23 protein-coding genes are annotated in these 23,931 nt (G+C 44.6%); 13 read left to right on the top strand and 10 right to left on the bottom strand.

The genetic code is table 11. The features are described 5' to 3' along the window. Positions 1-42: 42 nt before the first annotated feature. Positions 43-930 carry a fructose bisphosphate aldolase gene (locus tag FQV26_RS12885; RefSeq protein WP_146557951.1) on the bottom strand — a complete coding sequence of 296 codons (888 nt, stop codon included), beginning with the start codon at positions 928-930 and terminating at the stop codon, positions 43-45. Between the two features lie 141 nt (positions 931-1,071). Then, positions 1,072-2,544, bottom strand: coding sequence for a protein adenylyltransferase SelO (locus FQV26_RS12880; protein ID WP_146557950.1), 1,473 nt, complete (start codon positions 2,542-2,544; stop codon positions 1,072-1,074). Positions 2,545-2,707: 163 nt separating this feature from the next. On the opposite strand from FQV26_RS12880, the gene FQV26_RS12875 reads away from it, so the two are divergent. The 6 genes from FQV26_RS12875 to FQV26_RS12850 all read left to right on the top strand — a co-directional run bounded on the left by FQV26_RS12875 (position 2,708) and on the right by FQV26_RS12850 (position 9,441). Next, entirely contained in the window at positions 2,708-3,319 is a 612-nt protein-coding gene (locus tag FQV26_RS12875) for a type 1 glutamine amidotransferase family protein (RefSeq protein ID WP_146557949.1), read from the top strand. A gap of 215 nt (positions 3,320-3,534) precedes the next feature. Then, the gene (locus tag FQV26_RS12870; RefSeq protein WP_146557948.1) at positions 3,535-4,224 is read left to right on the top strand and encodes a response regulator transcription factor; all 690 of its coding nucleotides are present in this window, start codon (positions 3,535-3,537) and stop codon (positions 4,222-4,224) included. Beyond that, a complete protein-coding gene (locus tag FQV26_RS12865) occupies positions 4,217-5,233 on the top strand; it encodes a sensor histidine kinase (protein WP_186759916.1) in 1,017 nt (338 codons plus the stop codon). Before FQV26_RS12870 ends, FQV26_RS12865 begins: the two co-directional genes overlap by 8 nt. 149 nt (positions 5,234-5,382) lie before the next feature. Continuing rightward, positions 5,383-6,150, top strand: coding sequence for an ABC transporter ATP-binding protein (locus tag FQV26_RS12860; protein ID WP_146557947.1), 768 nt, complete (start codon positions 5,383-5,385; stop codon positions 6,148-6,150). Continuing rightward, on the top strand, positions 6,143-8,125 hold the full coding sequence (locus FQV26_RS12855; protein ID WP_146557946.1) for an FtsX-like permease family protein: 1,983 nt from the start codon (positions 6,143-6,145) through the stop codon (positions 8,123-8,125). The genes FQV26_RS12860 and FQV26_RS12855 overlap by 8 nt, the downstream gene beginning before the upstream one ends. Positions 8,126-8,319: 194 nt before the next feature. Beyond that, positions 8,320-9,441, top strand: coding sequence for an NADH-dependent flavin oxidoreductase (locus FQV26_RS12850; RefSeq protein ID WP_146557945.1), 1,122 nt, complete (start codon positions 8,320-8,322; stop codon positions 9,439-9,441). A gap of 56 nt (positions 9,442-9,497) precedes the next feature. Here the strand turns inward: FQV26_RS12850 and FQV26_RS12845 are convergent, their stop codons facing one another. The 4 genes from FQV26_RS12845 to FQV26_RS12830 all read right to left on the bottom strand — a co-directional run bounded on the left by FQV26_RS12845 (position 9,498) and on the right by FQV26_RS12830 (position 13,380). Next, positions 9,498-10,406, bottom strand: a complete 909-nt coding sequence (locus FQV26_RS12845) for a DMT family transporter (RefSeq protein ID WP_146557944.1) — start codon at positions 10,404-10,406, stop codon at positions 9,498-9,500. 140 nt (positions 10,407-10,546) lie between these two features. Then, positions 10,547-11,560, bottom strand: a complete 1,014-nt coding sequence (locus FQV26_RS12840) for an STAS domain-containing protein (protein ID WP_146557943.1) — start codon at positions 11,558-11,560, stop codon at positions 10,547-10,549. A 172-nt stretch (positions 11,561-11,732) separates the two neighbouring features. Then, positions 11,733-12,626 (bottom strand): oxidoreductase, encoded by an 894-nt coding sequence (locus FQV26_RS12835; protein WP_146557942.1) that lies wholly within the window; start codon positions 12,624-12,626, stop codon positions 11,733-11,735. A 139-nt stretch (positions 12,627-12,765) separates the two neighbouring features. Further along, positions 12,766-13,380: a hypothetical protein gene (locus FQV26_RS12830; protein ID WP_146557941.1), complete on the bottom strand. Its 615-nt coding sequence runs from the start codon at positions 13,378-13,380 to the stop codon at positions 12,766-12,768. Between the two features lie 277 nt (positions 13,381-13,657). Between FQV26_RS12830 and FQV26_RS12825 the strand changes: the two genes are divergently transcribed. Genes FQV26_RS12825 through FQV26_RS12815 form a run of 3 tightly spaced genes read left to right on the top strand, consistent with a single transcriptional unit; the run spans position 13,658 to position 15,627 of the window. Continuing rightward, entirely contained in the window at positions 13,658-14,383 is a 726-nt protein-coding gene (locus FQV26_RS12825; RefSeq protein WP_146557940.1) for an ABC transporter ATP-binding protein, read from the top strand. Then, positions 14,383-15,108: an ABC transporter permease gene (locus FQV26_RS12820; RefSeq protein WP_146557939.1), complete on the top strand. Its 726-nt coding sequence runs from the start codon at positions 14,383-14,385 to the stop codon at positions 15,106-15,108. Before FQV26_RS12825 ends, FQV26_RS12820 begins: the two co-directional genes overlap by 1 nt. A 45-nt stretch (positions 15,109-15,153) precedes the next feature. Then, complete coding sequence (locus FQV26_RS12815) at positions 15,154-15,627, top strand: NUDIX hydrolase (RefSeq protein ID WP_146557938.1); 474 nt, start codon at positions 15,154-15,156, stop codon at positions 15,625-15,627. Between the two features lie 97 nt (positions 15,628-15,724). On the opposite strand, the gene FQV26_RS12810 is transcribed toward FQV26_RS12815, so the two are convergent. Beyond that, the gene (locus tag FQV26_RS12810; protein ID WP_146557937.1) at positions 15,725-16,615 is read right to left on the bottom strand and encodes an oxidoreductase; all 891 of its coding nucleotides are present in this window, start codon (positions 16,613-16,615) and stop codon (positions 15,725-15,727) included. Between the two features lie 151 nt (positions 16,616-16,766). Here FQV26_RS12810 and FQV26_RS12805 point away from each other — a divergent pair, with 151 nt between their 5' ends. The 3 genes from FQV26_RS12805 (at position 16,767) to cax (ending at position 19,699) form a co-directional block, all read left to right on the top strand. Then, positions 16,767-17,516, top strand: coding sequence for a phosphatase PAP2 family protein (locus FQV26_RS12805; protein ID WP_146557936.1), 750 nt, complete (start codon positions 16,767-16,769; stop codon positions 17,514-17,516). A gap of 123 nt (positions 17,517-17,639) precedes the next feature. Continuing rightward, entirely contained in the window at positions 17,640-18,539 is a 900-nt protein-coding gene (locus tag FQV26_RS12800; protein WP_146557935.1) for a 3-hydroxyacyl-CoA dehydrogenase, read from the top strand. Between the two features lie 104 nt (positions 18,540-18,643). Then, positions 18,644-19,699, top strand: coding sequence for a calcium/proton exchanger (cax, locus tag FQV26_RS12795; protein WP_146557934.1), 1,056 nt, complete (start codon positions 18,644-18,646; stop codon positions 19,697-19,699). Between the two features lie 8 nt (positions 19,700-19,707). Here the strand turns inward: cax and FQV26_RS12790 are convergent, their stop codons facing one another. The 3 genes from FQV26_RS12790 to FQV26_RS12780 all read right to left on the bottom strand — a co-directional run bounded on the left by FQV26_RS12790 (position 19,708) and on the right by FQV26_RS12780 (position 23,266). Then, positions 19,708-20,043, bottom strand: a complete 336-nt coding sequence (locus FQV26_RS12790) for a hypothetical protein (RefSeq protein WP_146557933.1) — start codon at positions 20,041-20,043, stop codon at positions 19,708-19,710. A 734-nt stretch (positions 20,044-20,777) separates the two neighbouring features. Further along, positions 20,778-21,308, bottom strand: coding sequence for a TlpA family protein disulfide reductase (locus tag FQV26_RS12785; protein WP_146557932.1), 531 nt, complete (start codon positions 21,306-21,308; stop codon positions 20,778-20,780). Between the two features lie 131 nt (positions 21,309-21,439). Further along, positions 21,440-23,266 carry an LTA synthase family protein gene (locus FQV26_RS12780; protein WP_146557931.1) on the bottom strand — a complete coding sequence of 609 codons (1,827 nt, stop codon included), beginning with the start codon at positions 23,264-23,266 and terminating at the stop codon, positions 21,440-21,442. Positions 23,267-23,534: 268 nt separating this feature from the next. On the opposite strand from FQV26_RS12780, the gene FQV26_RS12775 reads away from it, so the two are divergent. Next, positions 23,535-23,807: a hypothetical protein gene (locus FQV26_RS12775; RefSeq protein WP_146557930.1), complete on the top strand. Its 273-nt coding sequence runs from the start codon at positions 23,535-23,537 to the stop codon at positions 23,805-23,807. Positions 23,808-23,931: the final 124 nt, after the last annotated feature.

Below are 23,931 nucleotides of genomic sequence, written 5' to 3'. Positions count from 1 at the left end.
GCCCCGCAGCCTGAATCGGCAGCGGGGCGTATTTTAATTGGTTTACGTAATGGAAGCTTCGTAAATGCCCTTAATGGAGTTTTCCAGCATCTCATTGAATTCCTCGTTCGACTGGCTGGCGCTGACGCCTTCGGATAAGGCACGGGAGAAGCTGGCAATCAGCCCTTCATTAGCAGCCAATTTTTTATTGGCATCATCTCGTTTGTAACCGCCTGACAGGGCAACCACACGAAGCACACGCGGGTGGTCGATCAATTCCTTGTAGTAATTATCGACTGTCGGAATAGTGATTTTAATCATGACGTTCTGGTCTTCACTCAACTGATCCAGGTGCTTCAACATTTCTTCTTTAAGAATTTTTTCGGATTGTTCTTTGTCTGTACTGTTGATATCGACTTCAGGTTCAAGAATTGGAACCAGACCAGCTGCAAGAATCTGTTTGCCAATTTCAAATTGCTGCTCCACCACTTTCTTGATTCCTTCAGGATTGGCTTCTTTAATAACGGAACGCATTTTCGTTCCGAATATATTCCGTTCGTTGGCACGTTTCAGCACATCATCCAAATCGGAAATGAGCTTCATGACTTGAACGCCGTTTTCTTCATCGGCGAGCCCTTTGTCGACTTTCAAGAAGGGCACGACGCCTTTTTGCTGCCATAAATAATCCGGTGTGTATTGGCCTTCCACTTTGCGGTCCATCGTCTGTTCGAATAGGATCGCACCGATGATCGAATCGGAATTGAAAGAAGGAGCTGTCATGACGCGAGTCCGCATTTCGTGGATCAGGTCATACATCTCTTCTTCTGTTGAGTATTGGTCTTCCGATACACCATAAAGCGCCAATGCTTTCGGGGTGCTGCCACCGCTTTGGTCTAGCGCAGCAATAAAACCTTTTCCATTTTTGACAAATTCCATTTGTTCCTGATTCATCGTCCCAGCTCCTTAGATAAATTTTTTGATAGGCAATCACTTCGTCTTAAAAAATTTACTTTAAAGAAACTCTTTCACTGAATATTGTAACAATATAAAGCGGAAACTACAAAAAGAAATTTTTTACTTATTGAGATGACATCATGTCCCGCAGAAAGTCTGGTACGGTCCATTCGTTGGTTCCGGTGGTTCAGTATATGCTTCTTGTTCGGACGAATGGGCATACGGATTGGCAAGAACCGCCAGAAGACGGTGAAGGACGGTGTAATCTCCTTGAAATTCAGCAGCAATCAAAGCTTCTTCTACGCGATGGTTGCGGGGAATGACAGCTGGATTGCTGTCACGCATCAATTGATGGCTAGCTTCAGGCGTGTTTTCCTGCCGTTCAAGGCGTACCTGCCACGATTTATGCCAGTCTTTAAATTCCCGAGCTTCAACTAATTCGCTGCCTTGCAGCTTATTGAAAGTCAGTGAGCGGAACGTGTTGGTGTAATCGGCATCGTGTTTGTGCATCAGGTTTAGCAGTTCTTCCACCAAAGCAGCATCCTCTGCTTCTTCATTAAAGAGACCGAGTTTTCTGCGCATCCCGGCAAGCCAATGATCCTGGAACTGCTCAATGTATTTGGTCAGCTCTTCCTGTGCCATGCTGACCGCTTCTTCTGGCGTATCATGCAGCAAAGGAAGCAGGCTTTCTGCAAAGCGTGCCAAGTTCCAACCGGCGATCATCGGCTGGTTGCCATAAGCGTAGCGTCCTTGAACATCAATCGAACTAAAGACAGTTTTTGGATCAAAGTTGTCCATGAAAGCGCAGGGACCGTAATCGATCGTTTCACCGCTGATTGCCATATTGTCGGTGTTCATGACGCCGTGGATAAATCCGGCTAACTGCCATTTGGCAATCAACGCAGCTTGCCGCTTAATGACTTCCTGAAACAGTGCCAAGTAGCGGTTCGGTACATCTTGAACATAAGGGAAATGGCGCTCCAATGCATAGTCTGCCAATGCCTTTAAATCTTCTTTCGTACCGAATCTAGCCGCATATTGGAAGGTGCCGACGCGCAGGTGACTGTCAGCAACGCGCGTCATAACAGCTCCCGGAAGCGGTGTTTCACGGCGGACCATTTCACCGGTTTCAACAACAGCGAGGCTGCGGGTAGTTGGAATGCCAAGTCCGTGCATCGCTTCACTAATGAGGTATTCGCGGAGCATTGGCCTTAAAGCTGCCCGTCCATCGCCACCGCGGGAGTACGGAGTTCTGCCCGATCCTTTCAATTGGATATCCAGAAGTTTCCCAGCGGGAGTCATCTGTTCTCCAATTAATAATGCACGGCCGTCGCCAAGCATCGTGAAGTTTCCGAATTGATGTCCGGCATAAGCTTGGGCTATCGGCACACTGCCTTCAGGACCCCGATTTCCGGCAAGAATGGCCATTCCATTTTCGCTTTTCAATTCTTTTGAATCCAAACCGAGAGTTTCTGCCAATGCTTCATTGAAAATCACCAATTTTGGTGAACGCACCGGATTGACGGTGATTTTTCTGTAAAACAATTCCGGTAGACGAGAGTAGCTGTTATCCAAATGCCATCCGGCATGGGTTAGTTCTTTTTTGTTCATGATGGAATCTCCTCTTTTTCATTAGGATTTACTTTCAGTATACCCTCTCAAGCCTTCGAACATGTCTTTGCTGTTTATGGAATTCGGTGACTGTGGAACATTTTCTATGTGCTATAATCCAACTAAGAAAAAAGTGAATGTTCAAACGAAAGGAGATTGGGAGATGGACAACCAAAAGGTTTTGTTTGTGCTATTGGACGATTATGCAGATTGGGAAGCTGCCTCTTTAGCCGCTGCACTGAATGAAGAGCCGGAAGGACAGGGACAGAAATTCGATGTGAAGACGGTGTCTTTGACGAAAGAGCCGATCAAATCGATCGGCGGTTTTACGATGCTGCCGGATTACGGATTGGATGACGCACCAGCGGACTTTGCCGCCTTAATTTTAATTGGCGGAAACTCCTGGCGAAAAGAAGAAAGTAAACGGGTCATGGAGTTGGTTGATAGAGCTTTGGAGAAAAAAGCAGTAGTAGGGGCGATATGCGATGCTACTGTGTTCTTGGGCTGTAATGGACTGTTCAATTACATTGAGCACACCAGTAATTACCTCGAAGACTTAAAGGGAACAGCGGGTGACCGCTACAGCAATGAAACCGGTTATCTCCAACAGCAGGCTGTCCGGAGCGGACAAATCATCACTGCCAACGGTACGGCATTTCTGGAGTTCGGAAAAGAAGTACTGGAAGCTTTGAGTGCGGCGCCACAGGATGAAATTGACGAGTGGTACGGGTTTTTCAAGCAAGGTTATCATGAATACATGAAAGCCCAAAAATAAATCCACTTTAGTTAACCACCTCTGATTGTGTGACTGTACCCACAATCAGAGGTGGTTTGTTTTTGATGGTGGACTGGAAGAAATTTCGCTAAACTGGGAAGAGATAGAAGAAGGGCAGATTTCTTTAGTAAGCTGAATTTACTGAATTCAGCCACTTTAGGATCGATTGATGATCTTATCCGTACACTACACATTATTAAGATTGGAATGATCACATGTTCAAAATCATGATCGTGGAAGACGACTTAACGATTGCTGGCGTATTGAAAGAAGAGCTGGAAAAGTGGAATTACGAAGCTTTTTTAGTCGATGATTTTAGTCTTGTGCTGGAAGAATTCAAAACCAAAGTACCTCAATTGGTGTTGCTGGATATTCAGTTGCCGTCCTTCAATGGTTACTACTGGTGCCAGGAAATCCGCAAAGTTTCACAGGTGCCAATCATTTTCATTTCCTCACGCAATGAAAATATGGACATCGTCATGGCTATTCAAATGGGGGCGGACGATTTTATTCCCAAGCCCTTCGATTTGACCGTCGCAGTCGCAAAAACACAGGCTCTTCTCAGAAGAACTTATGACTTTAAAGAATCGGATAATTTTCTGAGTTTTAACCGGGCGCTGTTAAAACCGGGCGAATCGAAAATGTATACAGACGATCAGGAAGTCGATTTGACGCGTACGGAGCTGAGAATTATGGAACTTCTGTTTCTTCAAAAAGGCGACTACGTGACGAGGGAAGAAATAATGGTCAAGTTATGGGAAGACGAGTCGTTCATTGACGACAATACCTTAGCTGTCAATATTGCAAGGCTGCGCAAGAAACTGGCGAAAGCCGGACTGGCAGATTTTATCATGACAAAGAAGAACGTTGGCTATGCATTGAATAAGGAGGCTGCTCATGCATAAGGAATCCACCGGCGCTCTGCTGAAAAGTTTTCTGTTGTCTGTTCGGCCGCAGTTGATTGTGTTTCTGGGCATAGTTGTCATTTTTGGCACGGTATACGTACTGAACAGATTGCCGCTGACTTTATTTTTCTACAGTCTGCAAATATCGGCATTCTTGCTATTGATTTATTTGCTTATTCATTACTTTTATTATGCTAAGCGCTACAAGCTGATCAATAACTTGCAGCTGGTGAATGCATCAAACCTGGAAGAGGTTCAGCAAACTGCCGATCCCGCTGACCAGCTGTACATAGAAAAAATGAAAGCATTGCTCGAACAGCTGCGGGAATCGGAGAATTTCCATGCTGAGCGGCAAACCGATCAGTTGGATTACTTTACTCTGTGGCTGCATCAAATCAAGACGCCGATTTCCGCTATCAGCCTGCTGACCCAAAGTTCTCAGGCAAAAGAAGCAAAACAGGTTTCTCAGGAATTGGTGAGGCTCGAGGATTATACGCATATGGCTCTCAATTACATCAAGCTTGAAGAACCTGGTGCGGAGTTGGATTTGTCTATGGTCGATGTGGACGAACTTATCAAAAAAGTAATCAAGAAATATTCCATTCTGTTTATCTACAAAGGCATTAAGCTCGATTATCAGCCTCTTGATATGCAGGTGCTGTCCGACGGCAAATGGCTGCAGAACCTGCTGGAGCAGATTTTGTCGAACAGCCTGAAATATACGCCAGCAGGCACGATTTCCATTTATCAGGATTCAGAGAACCCTGAAACTATGGTCATCGAAGACACCGGCATTGGCATACGTTCCGAAGACCTGCCGAAAATTTTCAATAAAGGCTATTCTGGCATGAATGGCCGCCTTCACGAGAAATCCACGGGTCTCGGCTTGTTTCTCAGCAAGAAAATTTGCCAGCGCCTTGGCCATCAGCTGGCGATCGATTCGCAGCCAGGCGAGGGAACCCGTGTCGCCATCAATTTGGTACGTGAAGAATTAAACGTCTTTGATTGATACTAGACGGTTGAAGGCGGTTCACGTCACACTTTCCGTATTTCTTTGGCAATCTTACGATACCGTAAGATTGCCTATCTGATTGTAAGAATAGGTACAGGCAGTCTTGTTTATCCTGCCGTATGCTTATAAGCAAGGAGGGGTTGGAAATGACCTTATTAGAAATCAGGAATTTGAAGAAAGTATATACGGCAAGGTTTTCAAATCAGCAGACAGAAGCGCTAACGACCGTCAATTTTTCAGTCGAGAAAGGCGAATTCGTCTCTATCATGGGGGAATCAGGCTCAGGAAAAACGACTTTGTTAAATATCATCTCCACGTTGGACGATGCGACATCTGGAGAAGTTTTTTTGGATGGCCATCCATTATCAAAAATCAAGGACAAGGAAATTTCGGCTTTTCGCAGAAATACACTTGGGTTTGTTTTTCAAGATTTCAATCTATTAGACAACTTTTCGATTCGCGATAATATTTTGTTGCCACTGGTGCTTTCGAAAACGCCAATTGATGAAATGGAAGCACGGCTAGCGCCGATTGTGCGAAATCTGGGGATTGACTCGCATATCGATAAATATCCTTATGAAGTATCTGGCGGACAGAAACAGCGTGTTGCTGTGGCACGAGCATTGATTACACAGCCCAAAATCATTCTGGCGGATGAACCGACTGGTGCACTTGATTCAAAGGCTTCCCAAAACTTGATGGAAATTCTTAAAGGCATCAATGATGCCGGCCAGACGATCCTTATGGTGACACACAGTGCACGGGCCGCCAGTTTTTCAGACCGGATCTTGTTTATTCGCGACGGAGCAGTTTACCACGAAATTTACCGCGGCGATGCACCTGCGGAACAATTCATGGATCGCATTTCGAAGTCATTGAAAGTACTGTCCAGCCGGGGTGAGCAGGATGAATAACCGTTTTTTCTCTACACTGGCGCTGCGCAATATCAAATCGAATAAACAATTGTATATCCCCTATTTATTGTCTTCGACTACGATCATCATGATGTTTTATTTGATGGCGTCCCTGTTGACCAATAAATTCGTACAGGAACGTTCCAGTTCACTGGCCACGCTGTTTATGATTGGAACAGTAGTGATCGGAATATTTTCAGTTATTTTCATCCTCTACACCAATAGCTTTCTTATTAAAAGAAGAAAAAAGGAAATCGGCCTTTACGGTATTTTAGGGTTGGAGAAAAAACATGTCGCAAAAATCTTGTTTTTCGAAACTCTATTTACCAGTTTTTTAAGCATCGCTGCAGGATTGGTGGGTGGCTTGGTATTTGGGCGGCTGTTCTTCATGCTTTTGAATTATATGTTGAGACTGCCATCGGCGATTTCTTATTCGACATCCGGATTGACAATGTTGGCAACCGTCACTTTATTTATCGGCATCTTCAGCTTGATGTTTCTCTCCAACGTCAGCCAGTTCACTTTCGCCAATCCGATAAAATTGTTGAAAGGAAAACAGGAAGGTGAAAAAGAACCCAAAGGCTCGATTCTCCTATTTATCCTGTCCCTTGTTTTTCTTGCCTGGGGCTATGGAATTTCTGTGACAATTCCGGATCCGCTCGCCGCCATAACGAGATTCTTCCTGGCTGTGCTGCTGGTCATCATCGGCACCTATCTGCTGTTCGTCTCGGGATCAATTTTCATATTGAAAGCATTGAAGCGAAATAAAAGGGTTTATTACCGGCCGGGCGCTTTTATTTCCATTTCGGGCATGTTGTACCGCATGAAACAGAATGCGGTAGGCCTCGCAAATATCAGCATTTTAGCCTCCATGGTCATTATTTCGGTGTCAACGACGATGACGATTTTTGTCGGGTCAGAAGAGACTTTGGAGAACCGCTATCCTTACGAAAATAATATGACGCTTTTCGGTGATCCTGCTAATGTCGATGAAATGAACACACGTTTTTTCGAGCTTCAGGACAGCGTTCAAAATACAGTGGAAGCTGCAAATCTGGAAGTGGTTGAAAGCGAGAGTTATCGCTATGAAACCTTATTCGGCAGTCTTCAAGGAAGTGAATTCGTCTTTGATGAAAATCTTGCAGAACCGGATAAATCAATCATGCTGATGATCTTGCCGCTTGAGGATTTTAATCGGATGACGGGTAAATCTTATACTTTAGAAGACGATGCAGCGCTATACTATCATTCCACAGACACCTATCAAGAAAGTGAACTGACAGTCGGCGAAAAGACCTACCGGGTGGCTGAAATTGAGAATGAATTCAATAAAGATCTGGATTTAACAGAATCTATGGCAATCGTAGTGCCAAACATCTCCCATCTACTAGAAATCCAAGAGAATTTTAAAGAACAGTTTCCGCATACGAATTACTTAGCTATCGATGCTGAACTCGGATGGGATACATCGGGGACTGAAGAGCAGAAGGAAGCTTTGGCGAAGCAGTTGAACAGCGAATATGGCTGGGAAGCGAGCAGGGGCAGTCTTTACGATTCCCGGCTTCTTCAGCGCGAGGAATGGTACAGCATGAACGGCGGCTTCTTGTTCCTGGGTATATTCCTTGGTCTGCTGTTCACTATTGGCACAGTGTTGATCACCTACTTTAAACAGGTATCTGAAGGTTTTGATGACCGGGAAAAATTCCAGATCATGCAAAAGGTTGGTCTGGATAAGGAAATGATTCGGGAATCCACACGCTCACAAATTATCTGGATGTTCCTGCTGCCGATTGTCATCGCCACTATACACGTCATCTTTGCTTATCCGATTGTCCGGAAGCTGCTGCTGATATTCGGTGTCACGAATGAAGTCACCTGGCTGCTATCATTTGTTGCAGTGGTCATTGCATTTGCGGGGATTTACTGGCTAATTTACCGCCTCACTTCAAGAGTCTATTACAGTATTGTCAAATGATTAGAGAAACAAATCAACCGCCCTTCAATAACTGGAGGGCGGTTTTTTATGTCAGTCAAAAGACTGAAATTTCCCCGCGGCCAAGCATTTGTGCCTCATGCTGTGCCGGACATCGGTTACGATGAATAATGACGGAGGCGTCAGGCTTGCTGGCACCTCCATTGGGGTAAAGAAATAGTCAAGGAGGAATTTATATGGCCATTACGACACAAAATATATTCGAACCGTTTACTTTCACATCCGGCTTGACCATTAAGAACCGGATCCTGATGGCACCCATGACGACTTCATCTTCAGACGTGAATGGTGATGTCACTGATGACGAATTGATGTATTACAAGCGGCGTGCTGAAAGTGGGTTGGGAGCCGTCATTACGGCCTGTGCGCACGTAGAACCACTCGGTGTAGGATTTGCCAATCCATTTGGTGCAGACAGCGATGAACGGACCCGCAGCTTGACCCGGCTGGCATCGTCCATTCAAGAAGGCGGTGCAAAAGCGATTCTGCAGCTTTATCATGCAGGACGCATGTCAAACGAAGAGTTATTGAAAGGTGAACAGCCGGTTTCTCCAAGTGCAGTTTCGGCACCTCGTCCTAATGCGGCAACACCGCGTGAAATGACACCAGAAGAAATTGACGCTACCATATCGGCGTTCGGGGAAGCAACGAGGCGTGCCATTGAAGCTGGTTTTGACGGTGTGGAAATCCACGGGGCCAATACGTATTTGATTCAGCAATTTTTCTCTCCGCATTCCAATGTCCGGACAGATAAGTGGGGAGGTGATGTTAAGGCTCGCATGGCTTTTCCGCTCGCGGTCATCGAATCGATCCAGGAAGCAGTCGCTAAGCATGCAGATAAGCCATTTGTGGTCGGTTACCGGATCAGTCCAGAAGAACGCGAAGAACCGGGCATTACGATGGAAGATACGTTGCAGTTTTTGACCGCTATTGCAGACCAGGGCATCGATTATATCCACGCGTCGGTCGGTAGATTTTTTGGTGGATCGATCCGTGAAGAAGATAATCGGTCACGAGTGCAACTGATCCAAGAGCATATCGGCAGCCGGGTACCTGTCATTGGTGTCGGTGGACTGCAGACATTGCAACAAGTGAAGGAAGCATTGGAAGTCACTCCACTGGTCTCACTTGGTCATGCCTTGATCATGGATCCCGACTGGCTGGAGAAAGTCAGAAAGAGCCGTGATGAAGAGATCTTCCAGGCAATTCATCTGAGCAAAAAAGAACAGTTGGATATTCCTGAAAACTTGTGGAATATGGTTACGAATGCACCAGGTTGGTTCCGGATAGAGGAATAACAGACAATAAAACAGCGCATTCCAGGAATTAACCCGGGATGCGCTGTTTTATTTGGCTACGTGGATTCCACGGTCTTTCCGGAAAGCACACGTTGTTTTCTGCCCATTAAATTGACAATCATGACCCCAGCAATGGCGATGGCGCCGCCAATGAGCGACAACGGAGTCGGCAGTTCATGCAGCCATATCCAGGCAACGACTATCGCCACTGCCGGTTCGAGGTAAATTAAACTTGAGACAGAGCTGGCATTGGCCAGAGACAAGGCGGTTGCCCATGTCACATAAGCAATCGCGGCTGGAAAGACCCCGACATACAGTGTAGCCAAATGCGCTTCTAAAGTGGCTCCTTGCACCGCAGTTAACAAGCCAGGCGAGAAGATGAGAAACGGTAAGGTGCCGGCCCATGTAAAATAAGCAGTCAATTCAATCGCTGAGTAACGGGTAAGCAGCGGCTTTTGAAAAACAAAGAAAATAGCTGACGCAAACGCCGCAATTAATACGAGCAGAGCACCATTTGTCAGTGTCAGAGATGCTCCGGCAGATCCAAAAGCGATGAAAAGAATTCCGACAAAACCGATGCCAAGGCCGATCCATCCCATACCGGTCAACCGTTCTTTTAAGACAAATGCAGCAATCAGTGCTGTAAAGATCGGGCCGGAACCGACCAGCATACCGGCAGTACCGGCAGAAATCGTCTCCATGCCGAAGGTAACGAAAATGTGATAGACACTGATGCCAATCCATCCCAGTAAAAGAAGGCGAATGATGTCACGTTTTTGAGGAAGGCGGAATTTCGTTCCCGGCCATAGAGCGTAAATTAAGAAAAGTGCTGAAGCGATCAGGAATCTGACGAGTACGTTCTGTCCTGCATCATAGCCGCCTTGAAGACCAACTCGAATAGCCGCGAAAGAAGAGCCCCATATCAATACAGAAAATAATGCCAATGAAAAAGCTTTTGCGTTCAAATGATCTCCTCCATTAACCATTGATCCATCCAATGGCTATCCTATCCGCAAAAATAAAACAGACAGAAACTAGTATATTCTTTTCAGAAGGAAATGTCTCTAGGAAGAGGAGGTATTCACCAGACCGTCTATTAGGCCTCTTAAACGATTTTCCGTCCGCTTCGTCCAAGTGCATAGTAGATTCCGTGTTGAAGGCTTTGCAGCGATTCGAAAGTCTTCAGACCGTTTTGCGATTGTGCAATCATGATCGCCAGTTCAGGCGAGATGCCGACCAAAATGACTTCTGTTCCCAGAAGTCTGGCTGAAGCACCAAGCTTGTCAATCAAAGAAGCCGTGTGCTCCGTTATATGCTGATTCAGGCCGGTCAAGTCCACCAATAAGTAATTGGCTTTATGCTTAGGAAGCTCGCTCAAAGTTTTAAAGATCAAGTCCTCTGTGCGCTGTTCGTCATAACTGCCAATCATCGGAACCACAATAATGCCTTCAAGCACAGGAATGATAGGAGAAGAAAGTTCTTTTACTAAACTCTGAAGAGACTTGGTGTGTTCATCGACTAAAGCTTCCAATTTGCGGATTTGATCATCTTCCTGTTTTCTGGATAGCTCGCGGATGTTTTGCTGGACAGTGACGTCAGAAGGAAAATATTCTACAAGGCTGTACGGATTGCCTTCTCTTTGATACTGGAGAGTCTTGTACCAGAAATTGATGCCGAATATACCGGTCAACACCCCGGCGTAGTGGGAAGGGACGAATATGCCTTCGGTATTTTTATTTTTCAACAGATTCATTTTGTATTCCCAGTCATTTTGGATTTGCATTGTAAAGGTATTTTTGTCAATATCCATTTCGACAATTTCGACTTTGCCCCAGCCGGCAGGAGCGTATGTATTGGAAATCCATTCCACGATATTTGAAGTGTCGATTTGCTTCATGTCTTTAAAGCCTTCGCCAACAATGACGCCTTGGCGGAATCCTGTCGTTTCCAATACGAGTTGAGTCGCTTCGGTGCCGGAAATTTCTCTGATGGTGTCAAAAAAAGTCTCCATGGCGCTTGTCCAAAAGAGCACGACATCTCCGCCTTCAAAAAGTACTTCACCAGTTTCCAAATTCCATTCCAGTTCTATGCCGCCAACAACGATGCGTTTGATGCTCATGAGTTAAATTCCTCCATTAAAGTGAAAGTTGGGTTGATCTAATAGGGTGACTTATTCTTTCAGTATTCCCTTAAGTTCAGACAATATGTCTGGGGCTCTAAATTTCTTGCAGAGCGGAGGGTGATTGGATTGGGTGCCTTAATAGCCATTAAAAACCAGCGGTAATGCTTCATCACTTGAGTGCATCGAAAGGATGGGCAACAGCCGTCAGCTTTTCCGACAGCTCCCAAAGCTTGCGGGAGACTTCCTGATCTGTTGCATTGAAATGAGGCACTCCCTTTGCCGGATAGCCTTTACGCTGAAACTGTCCGAGAGGGCCGATATATTCTCCGCCAATCAATTCCGGTTCCGTGGCAGCATAAATCGTTGACAATGCACCCATACTGGGCGGCTGAAGGAAAAGGTTGGCGATATTCTTGAAAAGGAAAGGGATTTCCCAACGGCCAAGCTTCAGAATATTGGTGGCAGAAACGCCAGGGTGGCAAGCTACACTGATTGTTTGGAGCTTGTGTTCTTTCAAGCGCTTGTCCAGCTCTAATGCGAAATACAGATTAGCCAATTTGCTTTGGTTATAAAATTTTTTCGCCTGGTAGCCTTTTGAGCCATCGAGGTTGTCGAAGTCAATCGTTCCCCGGCTGTGTGCGCGGCTGCTGACGGTTATGACACGTGAATTTTGGGTCTTCGCCAATACAGGCAAGAGCAGGCCGGTCAACGCAAAATGACCAAGGTGATTGCTGCCGAACTGCATTTCAAAGCCATCTTTTGTTTTGGCATAAGGGGGCGCCATGATGCCGGCGTTGTTAATCAATAAGTCGAGCTGATCGGAGGAATTTTGGAACTTTTCCGCAAAAGATTGAATGCTTTGCAAATCCGCCAGATCCAATTGCATGATTTCAATTTGTTCCGTTGCATAAAGTTCCAATAAAGCGGCCCGCGCCATCTCCCCTTTTTCGGTATTGCGCACGGCTAAGATAATTTTTGCGCCCATCGCCAAAAGCCCTTTCGCTGTTTCAAACCCGATGCCGCTATTGCCGCCTGTGATGATGGCTGTTTTTCCTGTAAGCAAACAATCACTTCCTTCATGTTTCCAGTCAGACTGGAGTTGCTTTCTCTTATTTTATCGGTTCTTTGCTTTATTTGAAAACCTTTACAGACAAAAAAAGCCGCATCAGTTGTCTGATGCAGCTTTTTCATGCTAGTTATTATCAATGATATTTTTTCCAGTCACTGTAGGTCACTTTTACATCAATGACTTTTTTAGTTTTAGAGGTTTTGATATTTTCTTTGGTGACTTCTTTTTTAGTCTTTACATCCACTTTCGGCTCACCATATTTTTTCTCTGTATCGACTTTAGTCTCATCACTGATTACTTTACCGTTGCTGCCTGGGGCTCCTCGGTGTTTCAATGTATTGACAGTCGTTTTGATGATTTTGACAGGAGTCGTCGTTGTTTTGATTTTTGTTGTTTTTGTTACTTCGTCCCATTTCGTGACTTTCACTATTTTGTAAGTGGTTGCAGTTTTTACATCTCGATATAATTTATGGTTTTTTGGATGTTTTTCTTTGGTCATTACCACATCCACTTTTGTGGAAACATCTTTTTTGGATTTCTTAACAACGGAGGTATCCGTATGTTTCTTCACTTCTACTTTTTTGTCATGGCTCACATCAACTGTTGTAGTAACGATGGTCGTGACGCCTTTTTCAAAGGTTACCGTTTTTGTTGTATGGCTATCATCTTTACCGCCGCTTGCCATGGATGTTGAGGCAAAACCGAATACAAGAACAACAGCAAACAAGATCATTATCAGCTTTTTCATCTTCTTTTTCTCCTTTTGATTGATAGATTTGTGTAAGACCTAACAACTTAAAAAGGCACAGACAAATCCAGCTAATCTATAAATGAACTCTTTTATGCGGCCGCATGCAATTCCAGTTCATTGTTTATGGTTAAATTATATTACTAATGACAAATAATTACCACAATATTATGAATATTTTTTAAACTTTTTTGAAATGACGTTAATGAGATTATCGCTTTATTATTCATTGTAAGCACTTATCGTTAAAATGAAGAAAAGGAGGCGATGGGAATCCATGGATATTAAAATTAAGGAGTTAACCAAAACATTCGAGGATCGTGTAGCCGTAGATCATCTTTCGCTGACGATTGGACAAGGTGAATTTTTTGCGTTGCTTGGCGAAAATGGGGCAGGTAAAACCACGACTATCAAATTATTGAGCTGTCTGATGGAACCCACGAGTGGTGATGCTGTCATGCTGGGCAACAGCATCGTTAAGGAACCACAGGCAGTAAAAAAGAAACTGAACATTTCTCCGCAGGAAACAGCAGTTGCCCGCAATCTTTCCGTAAAAGAAAACCTGGAGTTTATCGCCAAGATTTATGGCAGCGATAAGAAAGAAGCTGAACAAAAAGCCACCGAACTTATGGATAAGTTCGGTTTGGCCGATCGTTCAAAAGCCAAAGGACGTACCTTATCTGGAGGACTGGAGCGCCGGTTAAGCATTGCGATGGCCTTGATTTCCGGTCCTGAAATTATTTTTTTGGATGAGCCGACAGTAGGGTTGGATGTCCGGGCACGATTGGATTTGTGGGAGATTTTGCGCGGGTTGAAAGGGCAAATCACCATTATTTTAACAACGCATTATTTGGAAGAAGTGGAAGCGCTGGCCGATCGAATTGGCATTATGCATAAAGGCAGGCTGCACGCGCTTGGGACACTGGACGAATTAAGAGAGCAGACCGGACAAGCTAAGTTGCAGGACATTTTTCTTCAGCTGACGGCAGAGGAGGAAAGTTGATGAGAGCTTTGACATTCGCACAGCGTAACCGCAAAGAAATTTTACGTGATCCGATGACCTTGCTCTTCGGAATGATTCTGCCGCTTTTGATGTTGTGGCTGTTTTCCATGATGGCTGAAAATATGCCGTTTGATCTTTTTACACTCGATCAGTTAGCACCTGCTATCATTGTATTCAGTTTTTCCTTCATCACTTTATTTTCGGGCATGCTCATCGGCCGAGATAAAAGCAGTTCATTTCTTATGAGAATTTTTGCATCACCAATGACGGCGACTGATTACTTGATTGGTTATGCCGTTCCGCTGCTGCCGGTAGCGGTCCTTCAAATAGCTGCGTGCTATGGCACTGCGGTATTGTTGGGAATGCCGGTCACGGTTGATGCAATTCTTGGCTGTGCGGTAGTGCTTGTCATTTCGCTGCTTTATATCGGTTTCGGTTTGTTTTTTGGCACCTTTTTTACTGACCGGCAAGTCGGAGCGATGTTTGCAATTTTTGTCAACATCACCACTTGGTTGAGCGGCACCTGGTTTGAACTTGATATGATCGGCGGAACTTTTGAGAAGGTTGCTTACTTGCTGCCGTTCGCGCACGCCGTTGATGCTTCACGGGCTGCTTTTGCCGGCGATTATGCAGTTATTGCTGCACCTATGCTGTGGGTGGCCGCTTACACAATGGTTATATTCGGTATTGCAGTATGGGGATTCAAGAAGAAGATGCGGGGTTAAAATTTGGAACTGCATTATTTAAAAAAGACGAGGAGTTTTGAATAGATGGGTTATGTAGAAGAATTGCGGGCAGTCGTCGGTCACCGGCCATTAATATTAGTCGGTGCCGTGGTAGTGATTGTCGATGAGTTTGGCCGTTTGCTGCTGGAAGAGCGGAAATTTCCGAAAAACCTGTGGGGCCTTCCGGGAGGGCTGATGGAACTTGGCGAATCGACAGAAGATACAGCCAAACGGGAAGTTTTTGAGGAGACGGGGTTAGTCATTGAAGAAGTGCACCTGATCAATGTCTACTCCGGACCCAATCATTTTGTAATAGCTGAAAATGGCGATGAATTTTATGTAGTGACGACCGCCTATTATTCGACTAAATACCACGGCAATTTAGTCGTTGATCAAAAAGAATCCTTGAGTTTCAACTTTTTTTCAGTTCATGATTTGCCGGATAAGATGGTGGGGAGCCACCGGGTAGTAATCGAGGAGTTTCTAAAAAAGTATAATCCAGTGATGCTGCCAAAATGAAGTCATGTCATGTACAAATTTTGATTATACAACCTCAACAGGAAAAGCCACTTTCATCTAAAAAATGAAAGTGGCTTTTCGCATGTTAAGGATGTTCTTAACTAAAATCAAATGTTACTCCAGTCAGTTTTTCTGAAACTGCCCAGAGCTTTTGCGATACGGCTTTATCTCCAGCGGATGCGTGAGGTGTATCCAACGCCGGATAGCCTTTGCGCTGGCCTTTGCCGTCGGGGCCGATATATTCGCCGCCTTTCAGCTGCGGTTCAGTGGCCGCGTAGATGGTCGGCAAAGCACCCATATCAGGCGGCTGGAGAAAGTTGTGCATCAATGATTTCAAGAATTCAGGGGCATCCCGTTTTCCAAACTTAAACAGATTGGTTGCGGAAATCCCCGGATGGCAAGCCAAACTCAGTGACTGCAGTCCGTTCTCCTTAAAACGCTTGTCCAGTTCCTGGGCAAACAGCAGATTCGCGAGCTTGCTCTGGCTGTAGAACTTCATTGGCTTATAGCCTTTTGTTCCGTCGAGATTATCAAAATTGATGGCCGCTCCTTTATGGGCAAGACTGCTGAGGGAAACCACACGTGAACCTGGTGTTTTCTTCAGCAACGGCAGCAAAAGACCGGTCAATGCAAAATGGCCAAGATGGTTGCTGCCAAATTGCAACTCGAATCCATCTTTTGTTTTGGAATAAGGCGGCGTCATGACGCCGGCATTATTGATCAGCAAGTCCAGTGAATCGTATTTGTCCTTAAAGCTCTCTGCAAATTTCCGGACGTTCGCCAGATCTGCTAAATCCAGTTTCATCACGGTAATGAAAGCTTCCTGCTTGGTGCTAAGAATCAAATCGCGGGCAGCCTCGCCTTTTGCAGTATCTCTTACGGCCATAATAATCTTAGCACCGCGATCAGCAAACACTTTAGCAGCTTCCAGCCCGATGCCGCTATTGGCTCCTGTGATAATAGCTGTTTTTCCGGTTAACTGTTCCAAACAATCAACTCCTGAGATAATTTACTTCTTCTGATAAAAATACCATGAGACAGCATTTCGAACAAATAGTTGAATCTGCGATGTTGATTTTACATATCCCCAGTCAGAAAAGGGTAAAGGAATATTATCTGTAATAGGTGGGAGCGATAAGATGGAGAAAAACGAAAAAATGGCTGGTCTGGCTTTCTTGCTGTTGCTTGGCGGACTTGGCATAGCAGCGCTGTTTATTGTGCTGTTTACTGAATTGGCGGAAGAAGTGATGGGACAGGAATTTGGTCTATTTGATAGTTTCATCATCACCTTGATGGAAGCAGGAGCCGGAAAAACGATGGACAGCATCATGTTCATCTTTACTGAAATGGGTTCAGTATGGTTTTTGACCACTTTGTCAATTCTTGTTTTAGCAGTACTGGGATTCAGAATGAAAGATAAATGGGGCATTTTGTTTTTTATTATTGCAGTGGGTGGCGGCTCTTTACTGACGTTGCTGCTGAAGCATCTGTACCTCAGAGAACGCCCAAGCATTAACGAAGAAATTGATGCAATCGGCTACAGTTTCCCCAGTGGACATTCCATGGGATCACTGATTTTTTATGGGTTTATAATTTACTTGGTTATCCGGGCGCATCAACGAAGCTGGATTAAAGGACTGACAGCGGTTGTTTTGAGTATTTTGATTATGATGATCGGCATTAGCCGAATCTACTTGGGTGCTCATTTTCCCAGTGATGTTCTGGCAGGTTACATCGCCGGTTCGATTTGGCTGATATTGAGTCTGATCGCATTAGAGTGGATTCAATGGCATAGCAGGAGCCCAGTGCCGCCTGTCCATGCATTGCGAAAATTGTTGGAACCATTATATAAAAAGATACGAACGAAAATTCCTTTTTTTTCGAAATAACGTTATTATGCATTGGAACACTACGATTAAGAACAGAGGCGATTTTGAAGGAAGCTTCCTTGCCGAGGTTTACACAAAGATTTTCTTTACTCGGTATACAAAGAATTGCTGAGGAGGAGAATAATGGATTATAAAAAAATCACAGTGGCAGGGAGTGGCGTCTTGGGGAGCCAAATTGCTTACCAGACAGCATTCAAAGGATTCGATGTGACGATTTATGATATCAATGAAGCCGCCGTTGAAAGTTCGAAAAGAAGGCTGGCCAAGCTGATGAAAAACTACCGCAATGATTTCGGTTCCAGCGAAGCGGAAGTGGACGCTGCGTATGACCGTTTGACCTTTCATACCGATTTGGCAGAAGCGGTAGCCGATGCCGATTTGGTAATTGAAGCAATTCCTGAGGTGGCTGATATCAAAACAGCTTTCTATACGGAACTGGGCAAAGCCGCTCCTGAAAAAACAGTGTTTGCCACCAATTCATCAACTCTGCTGCCAAGCCAGTTTGCAGAAGCGACAGGCCGTCCGGAAAAATTCCTGGCATTGCATTTTGCCAATACGATCCGCATCAACAATACAGCAGAAATTATGAAGCATCCGGGAACTGCTGACAGCGTTTTTAATGACATGATCGAGTTTGCCGAAGCCATTGGAATGGTCGCCTTGCCTTTATATAAAGAGCAGCCAGGTTATATTCTGAATTCATTGTTAGTGCCTTTTCTAGAAGCCGCTGAATTGCTGCTTGTAAAAGAAGTCGCAGATATCCAAACGATTGATAAGACCTGGATGATTGCAACCGGAGCACCTCTAGGGCCTTTCGCTATTTTGGATGTCGTCGGAATCAATACAGCTTACAATATCGTTCAGGGTAAAGCAGAATCTAGTGGAAAGCCCAAGTTTGTGGAATTGGCACATATGCTGAAGACGGAATACCTGGATAAAGGAAAGCTGGGAAGGGAAACAGGCGAAGGATTTTACTGTTACCCAAATCCTGCATTTATGAATGAAGATTTCCTGAAGATATGATTTGAAAACGCGTGCTGCCTTCATCGGCAACGCGTGTTTTTTTTAGGTTTAGGGAATTTTAAAAAATGGGTATCCATTATTATCAAAAGCAAAGAAGGGATTTTATGAATCGAATATTTGGGATTTTGGTGGCAGTGGGCGTGCCTTTAACAGTGATTGGCTCTTTTATGGATTGGCCGAGCATCGCCATGTTCTTTATTTGTTCGGTAAGCGTAGTGGCATTATCAAGCTTCATGGGAAGATCCACAGAAAGTCTGGCTATTGTCAGCGGACCTCGTATTGGAGGCCTGCTGAATGCAACTTTCGGAAATGCCGTGGAATTGATCATCTCCATTTTCGCGTTGCAGGCAGGATTAATTGGCGTGGTATTGGCGTCTTTGACCGGCTCGGTATTAGGAAATTTGCTGCTGGTGGGAGGATTATCATTTTTCCTTGGCGGCATCAAATTCAAACGGCAAATGTTCAATGTCCATGATGCCACACATAATTCAGGGCTATTAATCTTTGCGGTCGTCGTAGCGTTTGTCATACCTGAAATTTTTTCGATGACCATGAATGAAACCGAGACCATCCAATTGAGTGTCGGAATCTCAATCATCCTGATCCTTTTGTACTTAGCGGGACTGTTCTTCAAGCTGGTCACACACCGCGGTGTTTACAGCCACGCGGATGTGGCGCAGGATACTGAACATGAAGAGCCGGAATGGCCGAAGAAGAAAGCACTCATCATCCTGCTCGCTGCGACTTTAGTGGTGGCGTACGTCTCAGAAAACCTGGTCCACACCTTTGAAGAAGTCGGAGAGCAATTTGGCTGGTCCGAGTTGTTTATCGGGGTTATCATCGTTGCAATAGTTGGTAATGCGGCAGAGCATGCTTCCGCGCTCATTATGGCGATGAAGAACAAAATGGATGTTGCTGTTGAGATTGCGATTGGTTCTACATTGCAAATTGCCATGTTCGTTGCGCCAATCCTGGTGCTGATTTCGCTTTTCATGCCGCAGCAGATGCCTCTGGTCTTCACCGTTTCCGAACTGGTGGCCATGATTACGGCCGTCTTCCTGGCGATCAATGTTATGAACGACGGGGAATCGAACTGGTTTGAAGGCTTGACTTTGCTTGCTGCATACTTGATCATGGGCATCGGATTTTATTTATTGTAAGGGCTGGTTTATTGAACTATATTTCGCTTTTGACTAGTGAGAAGGTAAAGGATAGGGTTCATCAGGCTGAAAGCAGCAATGGTAAAGAACAGATAGAAGGAGACAGGATCTCCGCCTAATCCGATCTCATCGACAATTATGGCGTGGTAATAACCCACCTGCAGCGCCACAAACACTGTCACAACAGATAGACTGACGACGGCGAAGGCATTAAGCATACTGTTTCTGATCCTAGAAATCAGTATCGCCAGGAACAAAAGAAAAGCGACAGCAAGCAGCAGAAAAAGGATGGGCCGCAGCAAGATGAACGTACCGGAATCTTCGAATGAGCTGTACGTATACATGAAAACATCCACCTTCTATAATTAAAATCTTTAAAGATATAACGAAGGTTTAACCGTATAGGTTCCTAATAAAACAAGCGGCAAACGATGATGCTATTCGTCTGCGGTTTGTTTTCTATTTATGTTGAAATGAGGGGCGTGGTGGGTTCTTGTTGAACGCTTTCAAAACTCTGCGAACGACCACAAATCCCAACGACCGACCATAAAGCACCAAAAGTGCTGAAACATGCATTCCATCAATAAAAAAGGTGTTTCCCGTCGCCCCTTGGCGTCGAGAAACACAGATTATCATCAGACTGTAGACAAAGTCATATCAAAATGAATAGGAGATATAATCCAAACGGTCTGGCTACTTCGCTTTCCGTGGACTCGGCTTCAGTCAATGCCTTTCCTGCAGGGTCTTCAGCTTTCGTCGCTGCGCTGTTTCCAACAGGAGTCTTCGTGGCCAGTCTGATTGGGAATCCTTCTTGTAGAGGGAACTGGTTTTAAAAACTGCTTCCCTGTAGAAAACGATGGAGCAAGACACAGGATATCACAGCTTTTTCGGAATCCGGAGCGCAAGACGGCGACTCCTGCGGGACAGCGAAGTGCCGAAATCCACTCGGGCGCCAGTCCGAGTTAGTTCGGCGCGAGCCCGCGGAAAGCGTCCGTCTGGAGCGAAGGATGCGCTACCTAGCTGCCTGTATTTTTATTCTCTCAGAAAAGTGATTATTCTTTTATCTACAAGCTCATTATCATTTTATAGCGTCAAAACTGTCTTTGATTGCTTCATTGCTGACATGCCCAGTGAGGCTTTTGACAAGTGTTCCATCCGATCCGATATAGACGGAAGTTGGATAGCCGATGATGCCGTATTCTTCAAAGAAGGTGCCGCCTTCATCCAATAATACAGTGATGTTTTCAGCCTTAGGGAAACCCGAAAACCATTTAGTGAATGACTTGGTGCTTTTTTCAGCATTGGAGCTGGGTGACACAATGGTCAATACTTTAAAGTCGGTCTCTTCAGCAGCCAAAGTATTCAGCTCTTCCATGCCAGACAGACAAATTGAACACCAGGATGCCCAAAATTTCACATAAACTTTTTGGCCGGCATAATCGGCGAGATTATGCTGGTTTCCTTCCAAATCCATCAATTCAAAAGAAGGTGCCGGATTGCCGTCGTTCAATTGGCCCGCGTTTGCCCCACTGTCCTGTGAATTGGCATTGCAGGCACTCAATAAGACGAGAAGGGCGAGCAACAGTATGATTTTTTTCAGTCCGCTCATTGCTATCATCCTTTGCTGTGAAGTTGCAGTTTCTTATAACTTCATCATATAGAGGAAATCAAATAAAAGACATCGAATCAACTCGGTACTTATACAAAACCCTCTTCACTTTTTCGCGAAGAGGGTAATTGTTATTTTTCGGAATTGTTCATTTCACGAAGGGCATTCTTCTGGATGACGAGATCCGATACCCGGAGCTGTTCAGCTGCTGTTTCAATATATGAACCACATTGTTCAATGGCAACTTCTTCACCGGTATCAACTTCAAAGCAAGTGCCGCTGTCGCCAGGCAGAGTTAAATCAGGTTTAAAATACAATTCTTCAAAACGGAAGGCGCCATCACGAAACACGGTCAAGTTACTGTTTTTATCTAACAAGGATTGGCCAAGCATGAATGGACGATTGACATTCACTATATCCAAAATGGTCGGAGCGATGTCAATTTGCCCACCTACGCTTTCAACAATACTGCCTTTTTCCATATTGGGTTCCTTTATAAAGAGCGGAACCTGTTGATCAAGTTCAAACAACTGCACTTCAGTTTCAGTTCCCAGTTCCTGTGCCATTTCGCTGTCGGCCTGTGTCAGTCCGCTATCATGATCTCCATAGAAAATGATAAGGGAGTCATCCCACATGTCTTTCTGTTTCAATTCTTCAATCATCACGCCGACTGCTCCATCAACATAATGGATGGTTTCGTAATAGCCTTTCAGCAATGGATCTTCGTAACCAGTCAGATCCAGCTGTTCCAATTCCTTAGGAATCTCATAAGGTGTATGACTCGACAAGGCAACCAGAAAAGCAAAATAAGGTTCTCTCAGCTGTCCGGCCAGTTCAATGGAAGTGGTCAGAAAATCTTCATCGTTCAAAGCCATGCCGATATCTTGGTTATCCGGAAAATCTGTTTGACTGAAAAAATGATTAAAGCCGATATTCTCATAGAAACCATCCCGATTCCAGAAATCCTTTTCGAAAGCATGCATCGCTGCTGTGTCATAGCCGGCATTTCTCAACAACTCAGGCAATCCCTCGAATTCATTATCGGCATATTGCGTGTAAACAGATCCTGATTTCAATGGCTGCAGGGAGGTTAATGTAATGAATTCAGCGTCTGAAGTCCGGCCTTCATGAGTTTGATGATAAAAAGACGGAAAGAACAAGGCTTCTTCTTTCAATGCATTCAAATGAGGAGTCAGTTCCTGTCCGTTTACCTGCTGTTCAATTACGGAAGTTTGAAATGATTCTAATTGAACCATAATGATATTCGGTTTTTCAGAATCCGATACAGCTGATGGTGTATCAGGGTCCAACTGCTGAATCCGTGATACTTCTTCAGCAGTTGCGCTGTCGTCTTTAAAAAAGGAGCCGACGCCCTGGGCAAAGTCTAAACCGTGATAACCCCAAAATCCGAGCTGGTAATACTCGCGCATATTCGCGATCGGCTCATCGACCAGCCATTTCTCTTCATTAGCATAGCTGACGAGTAATGGGACTGCTACAATCAGAACGCCAAGAGCGAATCCGGCTCCGGCAACGAGCCTTTTTGTTTTTCGGGCTACTGCCTCCTGATTTTTTCGGGTGGCAAACAGGACGAAGGAGAAAATCAACAGATCGGCGAAAAAGAGGAAATCTTTCGTTTCGATCAAAGTCAAGAATCCACCGCCGACGTCACTCATCTGCGTTACGTCAGAAAGTAGGGTGATGGATAGCAAGTCGTTAAAATAGCGATAATACCATAGGTCCGAAATCAGTAAGGTGCTATGCAAAAACAGCAAAGTCAATAGAATCCATCGCCGTTTGTTGTAGCTCAATAACAGTGTCCAACTGGATAAAACAATGATTGAAGCGAGATTGAGGATAAAAAAGCTGAACTGAAATTCTGTTCCGGCATACACGCTGAACAGATATATTTTAGAAATGGATAGTACCAGGTAAATCCAATACTCCAGGAATTTCATGATGCACCTCCGCACAAAATATGCCGCTTTGCCAATCAATTTAAATGAACACATATGTGTGGACTATTTTTCTTTTGCTGCAAAACGACGCTGTTCTTTTTAAATACCACTTATCTGACTGCAAGAAACCTGGGGACTTGTCGGTATTGTGTCGAACACTGCTAGACTGCTTGAGTTTGAAACTTTCTGGAATTCGGGTATTTAATAGAAAAGACTTAAATATAGGCTAATTTTATTGTTGAATAGTCATTATAGGGGGGGGTTGAGTATGGACCGATTTACAAAAGGACCGGAAAAAACGGCATCAGTTAAAGTCGGATGTAAATATCCGGTGCTGCCTGTCGGACAGAATTTCATTATGGACTTCGGCAGTCAGCAGGCTCTTCACGGAACATGGCAAGTTGTGGAAAATGAAGAAGCGCCATTTTACTTATGCAGTCGGGTTTTTGAAAATGGCAAATTGTCTAGAAGAAAATCAGCGGACCACCGCCGAAAGTTTTTCGAAGCTGAAATTTATTTGGCATTAAATAAAAAATCCTAAAGTGAAAAAGCTGCTTATGGCAATATAGTGGCAGCCCTCTTCAGAGAGGGCTGTTTTAGTTTGCCTGCAGCTCTATCGGATATGGATCAACAGTCGTATTCCCCGTAAAATCGTCGTATTAAAA

The organism is Planococcus sp. CPCC 101016 (assembly GCF_007859295.1).
Taxonomy (GTDB): domain Bacteria; phylum Bacillota; class Bacilli; order Bacillales_A; family Planococcaceae; genus Planococcus.
This window is presented reverse-complemented; position numbering and strand designations above follow the sequence as displayed.

Coding starts and splice junctions, on each gene's coding strand:
- FQV26_RS12860 (WP_146557947.1), top strand. CDS start 5,383: ATGACCTTATTAGAAATCAGGAATTTGAAGAAAGTATATACGGCAAGG.
- FQV26_RS12815 (WP_146557938.1), top strand. CDS start 15,154: ATGGGTTATGTAGAAGAATTGCGGGCAGTCGTCGGTCACCGGCCATTA.
- FQV26_RS12825 (WP_146557940.1), top strand. CDS start 13,658: ATGGATATTAAAATTAAGGAGTTAACCAAAACATTCGAGGATCGTGTA.
- FQV26_RS12840 (WP_146557943.1), bottom strand. CDS start 11,560: ATGAGCATCAAACGCATCGTTGTTGGCGGCATAGAACTGGAATGGAAT.
- FQV26_RS12865 (WP_186759916.1), top strand. CDS start 4,217: ATGCATAAGGAATCCACCGGCGCTCTGCTGAAAAGTTTTCTGTTGTCT.
- FQV26_RS12785 (WP_146557932.1), bottom strand. CDS start 21,308: ATGAGCGGACTGAAAAAAATCATACTGTTGCTCGCCCTTCTCGTCTTA.
- FQV26_RS12880 (WP_146557950.1), bottom strand. CDS start 2,544: ATGAACAAAAAAGAACTAACCCATGCCGGATGGCATTTGGATAACAGC.
- FQV26_RS12870 (WP_146557948.1), top strand. CDS start 3,535: ATGTTCAAAATCATGATCGTGGAAGACGACTTAACGATTGCTGGCGTA.
- FQV26_RS12885 (WP_146557951.1), bottom strand. CDS start 930: ATGAATCAGGAACAAATGGAATTTGTCAAAAATGGAAAAGGTTTTATT.
- FQV26_RS12830 (WP_146557941.1), bottom strand. CDS start 13,380: ATGAAAAAGCTGATAATGATCTTGTTTGCTGTTGTTCTTGTATTCGGT.
- FQV26_RS12805 (WP_146557936.1), top strand. CDS start 16,767: ATGGAGAAAAACGAAAAAATGGCTGGTCTGGCTTTCTTGCTGTTGCTT.
- FQV26_RS12850 (WP_146557945.1), top strand. CDS start 8,320: ATGGCCATTACGACACAAAATATATTCGAACCGTTTACTTTCACATCC.
- FQV26_RS12855 (WP_146557946.1), top strand. CDS start 6,143: ATGAATAACCGTTTTTTCTCTACACTGGCGCTGCGCAATATCAAATCG.
- cax (WP_146557934.1), top strand. CDS start 18,644: ATGAATCGAATATTTGGGATTTTGGTGGCAGTGGGCGTGCCTTTAACA.
- FQV26_RS12820 (WP_146557939.1), top strand. CDS start 14,383: ATGAGAGCTTTGACATTCGCACAGCGTAACCGCAAAGAAATTTTACGT.
- FQV26_RS12875 (WP_146557949.1), top strand. CDS start 2,708: ATGGACAACCAAAAGGTTTTGTTTGTGCTATTGGACGATTATGCAGAT.
- FQV26_RS12790 (WP_146557933.1), bottom strand. CDS start 20,043: ATGTATACGTACAGCTCATTCGAAGATTCCGGTACGTTCATCTTGCTG.
- FQV26_RS12780 (WP_146557931.1), bottom strand. CDS start 23,266: ATGAAATTCCTGGAGTATTGGATTTACCTGGTACTATCCATTTCTAAA.
- FQV26_RS12775 (WP_146557930.1), top strand. CDS start 23,535: ATGGACCGATTTACAAAAGGACCGGAAAAAACGGCATCAGTTAAAGTC.
- FQV26_RS12800 (WP_146557935.1), top strand. CDS start 17,640: ATGGATTATAAAAAAATCACAGTGGCAGGGAGTGGCGTCTTGGGGAGC.